Source organism: Pseudomonas sp. W2I6 (assembly GCF_030815935.1).
Lineage (GTDB): Bacteria > Pseudomonadota > Gammaproteobacteria > Pseudomonadales > Pseudomonadaceae > Aquipseudomonas.
Window position 1 is genome coordinate 3,163,566 of record NZ_JAUSXJ010000001.1, and the last position, 12,678, is coordinate 3,176,243.

Below are 12,678 nucleotides of genomic sequence, written 5' to 3' on the forward strand. Positions count from 1 at the left end.
GCTCCTGCGGGGTTCGGGTTCTGCAAAAAAGAACGATTATGGGCGAAAGCCGGCGTTACACAAAATCCTTTGTCGCCGCAAACCCCAGACGACAACGGTTCTCAGCCCCCTTCCCGGCTGTAAAAGGCTATGCTCGGACCATGACTCTGTTCCCTGATTTGCAGCACCTGCCCCGCCAACTGCGTCACCCCGAGGTGCGCGATCTCGCGTGGGTGATGCTCGCCCCGCCGATGCTCGCGCAAACGCCGTGGCCACAACGCCACCCGCTGACCGGCAGCGACTGGGTGCAGGCGCCGCATTTGCTGGAGCAGTGGCTGCGCCAACTGGACCAGGACAGCAGTGCCTTGCTGCATTGGCTGAGCCAGGCACGCACCCGCCGGCTGGGGTTGTATTACGAACGGCTGTGGCAATTCGCCGTGCAACATGCGCCGGGCGTGGAGCTGCTGGCGGCCAACCTGCCGATCCGCCAGGCCGGGCATACCCTGGGCGAGCTGGACATGCTGCTGCGCGACCGTGATGGTGTGCATCATCTGGAACTGGCGATCAAACTCTACCTCGGGCCCCAGGACGGTAATGGCCGGGACACCGCGCAATGGCTCGGCCCCGGCTGCCACGACCGGCTCGACCGCAAGCTGGCCCACCTGGCCCAGCACCAACTGCCGATTTCCGCCCGGCCGGAGAGCCGCGAAGTCCTGGCCGCGCTGGATATCCAGGCTTTTGATGCCCATCTGTGGCTGGGCGGGTATCTGCTCTACCCATGGCCGGGCATGGCGCAGGCGCCGCAGGGCGCGCATCCCCAACACCTGAATGGCCGTTGGCTGCATCAGCGCGATTGGTCGAGGTTTATCGAGCAAAGCCCGGCAGGACGCTGGCAACCGCTGCCCCGCCACGCATGGCTGGCGCCGGCGCACTACCCGGCGAACGAAGCCTGGGACGCGGCCCGGATGCAACACTGGCTGACCGAGCTGGACCCCATGGCGCCCGCGCAATTGCTGGTGCGCCTGGTGGAAAACAGCGAAGGCGAATGGGAAGAAGCCGAACGGTTGTTTCTGGTGGCGGATCTTTGGCCGAACGTGCCGGCGCTTACAGGTTATCGATATGCCGATAGTCAATCTGTAACCCCATAGCCAGCTGCTTTGAACGGCCCAACCGAATCGGGCCGCGCTCGATGTCCACCAGCAAACCCGGGCAGTCCAGCGGCGGCAAACCCGCCACATCCTTCAGCCGCCCATCGGTGATCACCAGCAACCGCTGCTGCTCCACCGGGTAACGCTTGCGACGAGCCGCCAACCAGTGCCCCGCTTCGTTCAGCGCTGGCAACAATGGCGTGCCACCGCCTGCACCGAGGCCATCAAGCCAATGACCAAGCCCTTTTGCCGCCTTTAATCCCTGCACCTGCCACTTTGGCGATTGCCCGCTCGCGGTGAGCAACGCCATGCGCGCCCGCTGTCGATAGGCATCGTCGAACAGTTGGGCCAGTAATCCCTTGGCATCGCTAAGCGCCTGATGCCGCCGGGTGGAGGCCGAAGCATCGACAATCACCAGCCACAGCTCATGGGGCGTACGGCTACGCAGTTGATACAGCAAATCTTCGCGGCGTTGCGGCCGCCCGCCGAGCAAGGTACCCGGCCAGTTGATCGAACCTTCGGCCGCGCTGCGCGCCTGGCCTCGCCGGCCCTTGTTCAGTCGACCCGCCTTGGGCCGTGCATCCGCCCCCGCGTCAGGTTTGGGGCGGATGCCTAGGGCTTTTTTGGCCAGGTGGGCACATCACGGCGAGCACCTATCGGCAAGGCGGGTGCGGGCATGTCGCCCCATTGGCCCTGGCCTTCAGGTGCATCATTGGGCTTGGGTGATTGACCGCCAGCGGGCGGCGTTGCAGGCGGGGATTGCTCCTGACGACGATGGCGCAGGGCAAATTCCGCGACCGCTTCGATATCTTCTTCGCTGATAGCCGTCGCGCCCCGCCAGGCCGCATGGGCACGTGCGCCACGCAGCCAGACCAGGTCGGCGCGCAAGCCATCGACGCCGGCGGCAAAGCAGCGCTCGGTAATCTGCGCCAGCGCCTGGTCATCCAACGGGATGCTATCCAGCAAGGCGCGGGCCCGGGTGCAGCGCTCACGCAACGCGGCCTGCCGGTCGGCCCATTGCCCGCAGAAACCCTGAGGGTCGCTGTCGAAATCCAGGCGGCGACGGATGATCTGCCCGCGTTCGGCCGGCTGGGTGTGCCCGCTCAGCGCTACGTTGAAACCAAACCGGTCGAGCAATTGCGGGCGCAGCTCGCCCTCTTCCGGGTTCATGGTGCCGATCAGTACAAAACGCGCCGAATGCCGGTGGGAAATCCCGTCGCGCTCGATCAGGTTGGTGCCGCTGGCGGCCACGTCCAGCAGCAGGTCCACCAGGTGGTCGGGCAGCAGGTTGACTTCATCGACATAGAGCACGCCGCCGTCGGCCTTGGCCAGCACGCCGGGGGAAAACTGTGCGCGGCCCTCACTGAGTGCCGCGTCCAGATCGAGTGTGCCCACCAGCCGCTCTTCGGTGGCGCCCAACGGCAGCGTGACGAACTGGCCGCTGGCGAGCAGGTCCGCCAGGCCACGGGCCAGGGTGGACTTGGCCATGCCCCGCGGGCCTTCAATCAGCACGCCACCGATCTTCGGGTCGATGGCCGTCAGGCACAGGGCCAGTTTCAAGTCGTCGGCGCCGACCACGGCGGACAGCGGGAAATGCGGGATGTCGGTCATCAACTGCCTTCTTCTATATCCAACAACAGGTTTTCCAACGCCTCGCGGTACGCCCCAGGCTCCTGCCACATGCCGCGTTGCTGGGCTTCAAGCATGCGTTCGGTCATGTCCCGCAGGGCATCCGGGTTGTGCTGCTGCACAAAGGCGCGGGTGTCCGGGTCCAGCAAGTAGGCATCCGCCAGCAACGCGTATTGATGATCGTCGATCAACGCCGTCGTAGCGTCGAACGCGAACAGATTATCCACGGTGGCCGCCATCTCGAACGCGCCTTTGTAGCCGTGGCGCTTCACCCCTTCGATCCACTTCGGGTTGGCCGCACGGGCACGAATCACCCGGTTCAACTCTTCCTTCAACGTGCGGACTTTCGGCAAGTCCGGCTGGCTGTGGTCACCATGATAGCTGGCGGCCTTGTCGCCGCTAAGGGTTTCCACGGCTGCAAGCATGCCGCCCTGGAATTGGTAGTAATCATTGGAGTCCAGCAGGTCATGCTCGCGGTTGTCCTGGTTCTGCAACACCGCCTGCACCTGGCTCAAACGCTGGGCAAACTGTTCGCGGGCGGCGGTGCCTTCGTCGGAGCCGCCATAGGCGTAGCCGCCCCAGTTCAGGTAAACCTCGGCCAGGTCTTCGCGGCTCTGCCACAAGCGCCCATCAATCGCGCCCTGCACGCCGGCACCATAGGCACCGGGCTTGGCACCGAAGATCCGCCAACCAGCCTGCTTCGCCGCCGCGTCCTCGTCAAGGCCCGACAGGCGCAAGGCCTCGCGCTCACTGCGCACCTTGGCCGCCAGCGGGTTCAGGTCATCCGGTTCGTCCAGCGCAGCCACGGCTTGCACCGCCGCGTCGAACAGGCGGATCAGGTTGGCGAATGCATCGCGGAAGAACCCCGACACGCGCAAGGTCACATCCACCCGTGGCCGGTCCAGTAGGCTGATGGGCAGGATTTCAAAGTCATCCACCCGCTGGCTGCCCGTGGCCCATACCGGGCGCACGCCCATCAGCGCCATGGCCTGGGCGATATCGTCGCCACCGGTGCGCATGGTGGCGGTGCCCCACACCGACAGGCCGAGCTGGCGCAAGTGGTCGCCATGATCCTGCAGGTGACGCTCAAGAATCAGGTTCGCCGACTGGAAGCCGATGCGCCAGGCAGTGGTGGTGGGCAGGTTGCGCACATCCACCGAGAAAAAGTTACGACCGGTAGGCAACACGTCCAGACGGCCCCGGCTCGGCGCGCCGCTGGGCCCGGCCGGGACGAAGCGCCCGCTCAAGGCATCCAGCAACCCGCGCATTTCCGCCGGGCCGCAGGCATCCAGGCGTGGCGCGACGACGATGCGCAAGCTCTCGATCACCGCCTTGACGTCTTCCCAGCCGGGCTCTTCAAGTTGTTCCACCGCACCTTCCAGGGCCTGCTCGATCAGGCGTGCGGCATACAGCTCCAGGCGTTCACGGGTGTCGCCGGCGGTGCGCCACAACTGCGTGTCGATCTTCTGCAACACCACTGGCCGGCGCCCCGTCCACGGCTCGGCCAGGGCGCAGTCCAGCGGATCGAAGCCCAGGTCGAAGGCCTTGGCTAATACCCGCAGCAGGCTCGATTGCGGCCCCCGCCCATCGCCACGCGGAATACGCAACAACGCCAGCAAGGTGTCGATGCGCAAGCGGCCCTCGGGTGACTCGCCGAAAATGTGCAGGCCATCGCGAATCTGCGACTCCTTCAAGTCACACAGGTAGGTGTCCAGGCGCGGCAGCCAGATCGCCGCATCGGCGTCGCTGTCGAGGTTTTCGTCCAGGGCCAGTTCCTGGTCGATGCGGGTTTCGCGCACCAGCTTGAGGATGTCCTTTTGCAGCTCGCGGGCACGCCGTGGGTCGAGCAGTTGTGCCTCGTAATACTCGTCGGCCAGCAACTCCAGGTCGCGCAGCGGCCCATAGGTTTCGGCGCGGGTCAGCGGCGGCATCAGGTGGTCGATGATCACGGCCTGGGTGCGGCGCTTGGCCTGGGCGCCCTCGCCCGGGTCATTAACGATAAACGGGTAGATATTCGGCAGCGGCCCCAGTAGTGCGTCGGGCCAGCAGTTCTCGGAAAGCCCGACGCCCTTGCCCGGCAGCCATTCCAGGTTGCCGTGCTTGCCAACGTGGATCACGCCGTGGGCGCCGTAGGTGTGGCGCAACCAGAAGTAGAACGCCAGGTAACCGTGGGGCGGCACCAGGTCCGGGTCGTGATAGACCGCACTCGCGTCGACCTGGTAACCCCGGGCCGGCTGGATGCCGACGAAGGTCAGGCCCAAACGCAGGCCCGCGATCATCATGCGCCCGTCGCGGAACATCGGATCGCTATGAGGTGTACCCCAGCGTGCCAACACGGCCTGGCGATTGGACTCGGGCAAGCGGTTGAACATCGCCTCGTAGTCATCCAGCGCCAGGCTCTGATGACACGGACGCAAGTCGAGGCTGTCCAGGTCGTTGCTGACGCCGCCCAAGAGCGCCTGGATCAGTGCCGTTCCGCTTTCCGGCAGCTCGTCCGGCAGCGGATAACCTTGGATTTTCAGTGCCCGCAGGATATTCAGCGCGGCGGCTGGGGTGTCGAGACCTACGCCGTTGCCGATACGTCCGTCCCGGGTCGGGTAGTTGGCGAGGATCAGCGCGATACGCTTTTCGCCATTCGGCACCCGCGCCAGTTCGACCCAGCGCCGCGCCAGTTCGGCGACAAAGTCCATGCGCTCCGGCTGTGCGCGATAGCACACCACATCCGACTGGCTGCGCTCACTGCGCCAGGCCAGGTCCTTGAAGCTGATGGGCCGGCTGATGATGCGCCCGTCCAGTTCCGGCAACGCGATGTGCATCGCCAGGTCACGTGGGCCGAGGCCTTGCTCGCTGGCCTGCCAGCCGGGCTCGTTGTCCTGGGCGCAAATCGCCTGGATCACCGGGATATTGCGGCGAAACGGCCGCAGGTGCGGCGCTTCAGGGCTGGACTGGGCAAAACCGGTGGTGTTCAGAATCACCGAGGCGTGCACCTCGTCCAGCAAATCCTCGACCACGGTCAGGCAGCCGGGCTCTTTCAAACTGGCCACCGCCATCGGCAGCGGGTTGAGACCCGCGGCCTGCAAGCGCTGGCAAAAAACATCGATAAAGCCGGTGTTGGCCGCCTGCAAATGGGAGCGGTAGAACAGCACCGCCGCCACGGGAAAATCAGCTTGCCAGTCAGCCTGCCAATCGTTGAGACGGGCATTGGCTTTATGCGGGTGATAAATCGCCGTGCGCGGCAGGGTTTGCGGCTCGCTCCAGGCGTAATCGCGGCCAAGGTAGCCGGCGGCCAGGCAACGATAGAAATCCAGCGCATTACCCAAACCACCCTGGCGCAGGAAGTGCCAGAGCCGGTCACGTTCCTCGGCGCCCACGGTGCTGAGGCCACTGAGTTCCGGGTCCGGGCGATCATCCCCCGGCACCAGGATCAGCTGCACGCCGCGCTCGGCCAACTCCACCAGGCGCTCGATACCGTAGCGCCAATAACCGATGCCGCCGTGCAGCGAAATCAGGATGACCTTGGCGTGGCGCAGCACCTCATCCACATACAGGTCGACCGAAGCATGGTTCTGCACCTGCATCGGGTTCGCCAGGCGCAGGCTCGGGTAATCCTCGGGCAACTGCTGGGCCGCTTCGGCCAGCAGCGCCAGGCTGGAATCACCGCTGCACAGGATCACCAGCTCGGCGGGGGTTTGCCCAAGGTCGGCGATGTTGTCATCCGAAACGAAACCGCCGGGCTGGGTCCTGAGCAGATGCATGGTTTAAACGCTGAGGGCAGCGCGCAGTTGCGCTTCGAGCAAGGCGGCGTCGAGTTCCTGGCCGATCAGCACCAGGTGCGTGGCGCGCGGCTCATCGGCGCGCCAGGCGCGGTCGAAGTGCTTGTCGAAACGCGTGCCCACGCCCTGGATCAGCAGGCGCATCGGTTTGTTCGGGATCGCCGCGAAGCCCTTGACCCGCAGGATGCCGTGCTTGACCACCAGTTGGGTCAGGGCGTCCAGCAGCAGGCTTTCGTCGGCCTGGGGCAGTTCGATGGAGATGGAGTCGAAGGCATCGTGGTCGTGGTCGTCTTCACCTTCGTGGTGATGATCGTGATGGCTGTGGCGGCCGTCGATGTGTTCTTCCGAGCCCGCGCCCAGGCCGATCAATACGTCCAGCGGCAGGCGACCGCTGCTGGCTTCGATGATTTTTACCGCCGGCGGCAGTTCTTCTGCCACTTCCAGGCGCACACGGGCCAGGTCTTCAGGGCTGATCAGGTCGGACTTGTTGAGGATCACCAGGTCGGCGCTGGCCAGTTGGTCGGCGAACAGCTCGTGCAGCGGCGATTCGTGGTCCAGGTTCGGGTCGAGTTTGCGCTGGGCGTCAACCTGGTCCGGGAAGGCGGCGAAAGTACCGGCGGCCACGGCCGGGCTGTCGACCACGGTGATCACGGCGTCAACGGTGCAGGCGCTGCGGATTTCCGGCCACTGGAATGCCTGGACCAAGGGTTTTGGCAGGGCCAGGCCCGAAGTTTCGATGAGGATATGGTCGAGGTCGCCGCGACGGGCCACCAGTTCGCGCATCACCGGGAAGAACTCTTCCTGGACCGTGCAGCACAGGCAGCCATTGGCCAATTCGTAGACGCGGCCGTTGGCTTCTTCCTCGGTACAGCCGATGGAGCATTGCTTGAGGATTTCACCGTCAATGCCCAGCTCGCCGAACTCGTTGACGATCACCGCGATACGGCGCCCCTGGGCGTTATCCAGCATGTGGCGCAGCAAGGTGGTCTTGCCCGAGCCGAGGAAGCCGGTAACGATGGTGACGGGGAGTTTGGCCAGTGTTTTCATCGGATGCCCTTTGGGGCGGGCATACGGGACGAGTGGCCCTGCGCGGGTGCGCAGAAGCAGAATTCGCCACCGGATCACCCCGCCCGGTTGAAGTAGAAAATCGGTTGCGAGGCAGGTCTCCTGGCTTGGGGCTTGCCGGCGGTGATGCCGGCGCTGGCTGCGCCTTCCCGCCTTGTTCAGGCAGTGGCGTGGCAGTCAGATAAACCCTTTACAGTTGCGGGGGCAGCCGCGGCATTGACCGCGTTCCCTTCTTAGCTTCGGCCTGGGCCGAAGAACCTCGAAGGTGCAAGGCTACGCAGTGCGCGGGGACGGGTCAATGTCCGAGCGTTTGGCACTAAGCAGCGCCAGGCGCTCCAGCATGCCTTCGCTCGCCGCCGGCCCGGCCTGGACGCTGCATTGCTCGACGGACACGCGTGCACCGTCGGCGTCCACCACCGCCACTTCCACCGGGCGCCGGGTTTTCCGGTCGACCAATTGCAGGCTTTCACCTTCGTTGGCGAAATGGCGGTTGCCCCAGCCGATGAACGCCATGATCACCACCCGGAAATCCTCGCCAACCGGCGTCGGTACGTACTCGAAACGGGGCGGCCGCTCGCTGTATTGCCGGCGCTCCAGCAGCCCCGCTTCCACCAGGCTGTTGAGCCGGCGAGTGAGCATGTTCGGAGCGATCCCCAGGCTCTGGGAAAACTCATCAAAACGCCGCAACCCTTGCAGCGCGTCGCGCATGATCAGGATGCTCCACCACTCGCCTACCCGTTCCACTCCACGGGCTACCGGGCATTCGGCATTCACCAGCGACTTACGTTGCATTGCAGTTCCTCTGTGGGGCGGCTACGGAAATTTCAGCTATCGGATGTTACTTTCATAATGATAGTTTCGTCCATGCATTGCTACCAACCTGAAATTTGCGGAGCTAAGCGATCATGAGTAAGCGAATTGTTGTGACCGGCATGGGTGCAGTGACACCGCTGGCAACCGGCGTGGAACAGACCTGGAAGCGCCTGCTGGCCGGTGAATCCGGGATTCGCAGGCTACCCGAGGCATTGATCGGCGACCTGGCAATCAGCATCGGCGGCCAAGTGTTGGACCGCATCCAGGACCCTGAAGCCGGCTTTGACCCGGACACTGTCATCCCGGCCAAGGAACAACGCAAGATGGACCGGTTCATCGTGTTTGCCCTGGCCGCCGCGCAAGAGGCCCTGGCCCAGGCTGGCTGGAGTCCGCAGACGCCATCGCAGCAGGAACGTACCGCGACAATCATCGCCTCCGGCGTGGGTGGTTTTCCCGCGATTGCCGAGGCCGTTCGTACGGCTGACAGCAAAGGGCCTCGCCGCCTGTCGCCGTTCACGATCCCGTCATTCCTCGGCAACATGGCGGCCGGGCACGTGTCGATCCAGCATCAACTTAAAGGTCCGCTGGGCTCCCCCGTCACTGCTTGCGCCGCCGGCGTACAGGCGATTGGTGATGCTGCGCGAATGATCCGTGCCGGCGAAATCGACATCGCCGTGTGTGGCGGCGCCGAAGCCTGTATCCACCGAGTCAGCCTCGGCGGTTTTGCTGCGGCGCGTGCGCTGTCCAGCGATTACAACGACACGCCGGCATTGGCTTCCCGCCCGTTTGATCAAGGCCGCGACGGGTTTGTGATGGGCGAAGGTGCCGGGCTGTTGGTGATCGAGGAACTGGAGCATGCATTGGCTCGCGGGGCGACGCCTATCGCAGAGCTGGTGGGCTACGGCACCAGCGCCGACGCCTATCACATGACCTCGGGCCCGGAAGATGGCTCGGGTGCACGCAGGGCAATGGAACTGGCGATCGCGCAGGCAGGGATCAGCGCCGCACAGATCCAGCACTTGAACGCCCATGCCACGTCGACCCCCGTAGGCGACAACGGCGAACTGGCAGCGATCAATACGCTGTTCGGTGCAAATGCCAGCGTCGCGATCAGCGCCACCAAGTCGGCGACCGGCCATCTGTTGGGCGCAGCGGGCGGGATCGAGGCGATCTTCACTGTGCTCGCCCTGCGCGACCAGATTGCCCCGGCGACCCTCAACCTGGACAACCCGGACCCCGCTGCCGAAGGACTGGATATGGTCCGAGGCCAAGCCCGGTCGTTGCCGATTGAATACGCGATTTCCAATGGGTTTGGATTCGGCGGCGTGAATGCCAGCGTGCTGTTCAAACGCTGGCAATAACCCGGCGATTTGACGCCCATCGCCCGCCCATGCTCTCCTACACATCTTGTTTCGGGTGCCCTTCACAGGGTGAAACGGGAAACCGGTGAGTCATGTTCCTTTACTCAAGGGCGTGACGAGTCCGGTGCTGCCCCCGCAACGGTAAGCGAGTGAAGCATCAAAACCACTGTGCCTCTACGGCATGGGAAGGTGATGCTTTCAAGGCCCAGGCCCCTCGCAAGCCCGGAGACCGGCCCGAAAAATTCAGATAACAAACCCGCGGTGGGCGGGCGCTGTTCAGAACCCTGCGTGCCTGGCTCGCGGGGTTTTCATGCGCTCGTGTCACCCTGAAACCCTGAAGGGACGCGCCATGTCGATCATCAGCAGCACCGCCTCTACCGCCAGCACCACCGCCACCCTGAGCCAACGCCTGACTGCCGCCATCGGCGCGTCGATCCTCGGCGCGTGCCTGGTGTATTTCGCCGGTTTCTCGCACATCGAAGCGGTGCACAACGCCGCCCACGATACCCGCCACAGCGCTGCGTTCCCGTGCCACTGAGACCTGCCGACATGATCAAGCGTATTGCCCAAACCGCAGGTTTCACCGGCCTCCTGGCCGCCTTGCTGCTGACCTTGCTGCAAAGCTTCTGGGTTGCCCCGCTGATCCTGCAGGCGGAAACCTTCGAAAACGCCCCGGCCGCGACCGAAGTGCATGAACATGTCGAAGCCACGGCCCACACCCACGACGCTGAAGCCTGGGAGCCGGAAGATGGCTGGCAGCGTGTGCTGTCGACTACGGGCGGTAACCTGGTGGTCGCCGTAGGTTTTGCCCTGATGCTTGCCGGCCTGTACACCCTGCGTGCACCGACCCGTACGGCCCAAGGCCTGCTATGGGGCCTGGCCGGTTACGCCACCTTTGTGTTGGCGCCGACCCTGGGCTTGCCGCCTGAATTGCCGGGGACTGCGGCGGCAGACCTGGCGCAACGGCAAATCTGGTGGATCGGCACTGCCGCCTCTACCGCTGCCGGTATCGCGCTGATCGTGTTCGGTCGTAACTGGCTGCTGAAAATCCTGGGCGTGGCGATCCTGGCTGTGCCCCATGTGATTGGCGCACCACAGCCGGAAGTCCACTCGATGCTGGCGCCGGAGGCTCTGGAAGCTCAATTCAAGATCGCCTCGCAGTTGACCAACGTTGCCTTCTGGCTGGCGCTGGGCTTGATCAGTGCCTGGCTGTTTCGCCGTAACCGTGATGGTCAGTATTCGGCATGATCCTGGCGGTTGGCCTGGGGTGTCAGCGGGGTTGTTCTGTCGACATCCTGCGTGAACTGTTCAACGCCGCCCTCGCCGAGGGTGGCATTGAGCGTCAGCGCATCACTGCGCTGGCCAGCCTTGATCGCAAGCGGGATGAGCCGGGGTTGCTGGCACTGGCTCAGGTTCTGGATTTGCCGTTGGTATTTTTCAGTGCGGAGCAATTGGCGCCCTATGAAGATCGACTGAGCCATAAGTCCGAGACGGTTTTTGCTCATACCGGCTGCTACGGCATTGCTGAAAGTGCCGCCCTGGCCCTGGCAGAACAGCTGTCTCAAAGCCCTGCCACCCTGCTGATCACCCGCAAAAAAACCGCCCAGGCCACCTTTGCATTGGCTTGCGCCGGCTGAATTCCCGATAATCGTCAGCTTTGATCATGAGTAATCTTCATCTGGAGGGCTGCTCGCGTGCTTTTTTTCACAGGAATGAATCCATGACTGTCTTTTTCATCGGCGCAGGCCCAGGCGATCCGGAATTGATCACGGTCAAGGGGCAGCGGCTGATTCGCAGTTGCCCGGTGATCATCTATGCCGGTTCGCTGGTGCCGGCGGCGGTGCTTGAGGGGCATCAGGCTGAGCTGGTGGTCAACAGTGCCGAGTTGCATCTGGAGCAGATCATCGAGCTGATCAAGACGGCCCATGGGAAAGGCCAGGATGTGGCGCGGGTGCATTCCGGGGACCCGAGTTTGTACGGGGCGATTGGGGAGCAGATTCGGCTTTTACGGGAGCTTGGGATTGGGTTTCAGATCATTCCCGGAGTGACGGCGGTGGCGGCTTGTGCGGCGTTGTTGGAGGCTGAGCTGACGTTGCCGGACATTGCGCAGAGTGTGATTTTGACGCGGTATGCGGATAAGACGGCGATGCCTGAGGGTGAGGTGTTCAGTAGCCTGGCGCAGCATGGGACGACTATGGCGATTCACCTGGGGGTGAATCATCTGGAGAAGATCGTGGCTGAGTTGGTGCCTCACTATGGGGAGGATTGTCCGATTGCGGTGGTGCATCGGGCGACCTGGCCGGATCAGGATTGGGCCATTGGTACGCTGGCGGATATTGCCGGGAAGGTGGCAGCCAAGGGGTTTCGGCGTACGGCGTTGATTCTGGTGGGTCGGGTTTTGGCCAGTGACAGTTTTGGTGAGTCGTCGTTGTATCGTGCGGGGCATGCGCATTTGTATCGGCCCTGAGGGTGGTGGCGGTGGTGATGGTGTACATATCCGTTATTTAGGTAACGGCGACTATTGGTTCCGCTCTTACAGCGGCTCACTTTTGAAGAGCGCAAAAGTAAGCAAAACGCTCTTGCCCCACCACTCGGCACCTCGCCTAGGCTCGGTGTGCCCTCACTCCGGCTTTGGACCGTGGGCCGCCGTCATGGGCCATCCTTGGCCCAGGACGGCTAACCTGGCGTCCTGCCAGGTTACCCACGCTCCAAAGCCTGCGTTCGGCCAGCGTGGTTTAACGGGGCGCCCAAGATCAAGATCAAAAGCAGATCAAGAGCACAGCGGCCTACCGGCCGGCTTGAGTGTTGAAGAGCAAAATCAAAAGCTAAAGCGGGCACGGTCCACTGTGGGAGCTGGCTCGCCTGCGATTGCATCGCCTCGGTGTATCTGGAGGACCGAGTTGTCTGCAT

At 63.8% G+C, this 12,678-nt stretch carries 11 protein-coding genes and 2 riboswitches; of the genes, 6 read left to right on the forward strand and 5 right to left on the reverse strand.

The features are described 5' to 3' along the window. Window positions 1–140: 140 nt before the first annotated feature. Window positions 141–1,127: a DUF1853 family protein gene (locus tag QF039_RS14835; RefSeq protein ID WP_102605644.1), complete on the forward strand. Its 987-nt coding sequence runs from the start codon at window positions 141–143 to the stop codon at window positions 1,125–1,127. Here the strand turns inward: QF039_RS14835 and QF039_RS14840 are convergent. From QF039_RS14840 to QF039_RS14860, 5 genes are all read right to left on the reverse strand, one after another. Beyond that, the gene (locus QF039_RS14840; protein WP_102605645.1) at window positions 1,084–1,686 is read right to left on the reverse strand and encodes a VWA domain-containing protein; all 603 of its coding nucleotides are present in this window, start codon (window positions 1,684–1,686) and stop codon (window positions 1,084–1,086) included. The two genes, QF039_RS14835 and QF039_RS14840, sit on opposite strands and share 44 nt — an antisense overlap. A gap of 53 nt (window positions 1,687–1,739) precedes the next feature. Further along, on the reverse strand, window positions 1,740–2,738 hold the full coding sequence (locus QF039_RS14845) for an ATP-binding protein (RefSeq protein ID WP_008431987.1): 999 nt from the start codon (window positions 2,736–2,738) through the stop codon (window positions 1,740–1,742). Beyond that, window positions 2,738–6,511 (reverse strand): cobaltochelatase subunit CobN, encoded by a 3,774-nt coding sequence (gene cobN / locus QF039_RS14850; RefSeq protein ID WP_307519138.1) that lies wholly within the window; start codon window positions 6,509–6,511, stop codon window positions 2,738–2,740. Before cobN ends, QF039_RS14845 begins: the two co-directional genes overlap by 1 nt. A 3-nt stretch (window positions 6,512–6,514) precedes the next feature. Next, entirely contained in the window at window positions 6,515–7,576 is a 1,062-nt protein-coding gene (gene cobW, locus QF039_RS14855; RefSeq protein WP_003217887.1) for a cobalamin biosynthesis protein CobW, read from the reverse strand. Window positions 7,577–7,668: 92 nt separating this feature from the next. After that, a riboswitch (cobalamin riboswitch) is annotated at window positions 7,669–7,871 on the reverse strand. Then, window positions 7,868–8,386 carry a helix-turn-helix domain-containing protein gene (locus tag QF039_RS14860; RefSeq protein ID WP_177009805.1) on the reverse strand — a complete coding sequence of 173 codons (519 nt, stop codon included), beginning with the start codon at window positions 8,384–8,386 and terminating at the stop codon, window positions 7,868–7,870. (Overlaps the previous riboswitch by 4 nt.) A gap of 113 nt (window positions 8,387–8,499) precedes the next feature. Between QF039_RS14860 and fabF the strand changes: the two genes are divergently transcribed. From fabF to cobM, 5 genes are all read left to right on the forward strand, one after another. After that, window positions 8,500–9,768: a beta-ketoacyl-ACP synthase II gene (gene fabF / locus QF039_RS14865; protein ID WP_177021151.1), complete on the forward strand. Its 1,269-nt coding sequence runs from the start codon at window positions 8,500–8,502 to the stop codon at window positions 9,766–9,768. A gap of 36 nt (window positions 9,769–9,804) precedes the next feature. Further along, window positions 9,805–10,021, forward strand: a riboswitch (cobalamin riboswitch). 96 nt (window positions 10,022–10,117) lie between these two features. Further along, on the forward strand, window positions 10,118–10,306 hold the full coding sequence (locus tag QF039_RS14870; protein ID WP_003217883.1) for a CbtB-domain containing protein: 189 nt from the start codon (window positions 10,118–10,120) through the stop codon (window positions 10,304–10,306). A gap of 11 nt (window positions 10,307–10,317) precedes the next feature. Then, window positions 10,318–11,016 (forward strand): CbtA family protein, encoded by a 699-nt coding sequence (locus tag QF039_RS14875; RefSeq protein ID WP_307519144.1) that lies wholly within the window; start codon window positions 10,318–10,320, stop codon window positions 11,014–11,016. Beyond that, a complete protein-coding gene (locus tag QF039_RS14880) occupies window positions 11,013–11,405 on the forward strand; it encodes a cobalamin biosynthesis protein (RefSeq protein ID WP_003217881.1) in 393 nt (130 codons plus the stop codon). Before QF039_RS14875 ends, QF039_RS14880 begins: the two co-directional genes overlap by 4 nt. A gap of 83 nt (window positions 11,406–11,488) precedes the next feature. Further along, window positions 11,489–12,235 carry a precorrin-4 C(11)-methyltransferase gene (gene cobM / locus QF039_RS14885; RefSeq protein WP_134326796.1) on the forward strand — a complete coding sequence of 249 codons (747 nt, stop codon included), beginning with the start codon at window positions 11,489–11,491 and terminating at the stop codon, window positions 12,233–12,235. Window positions 12,236–12,678 lie beyond the last annotated feature (443 nt).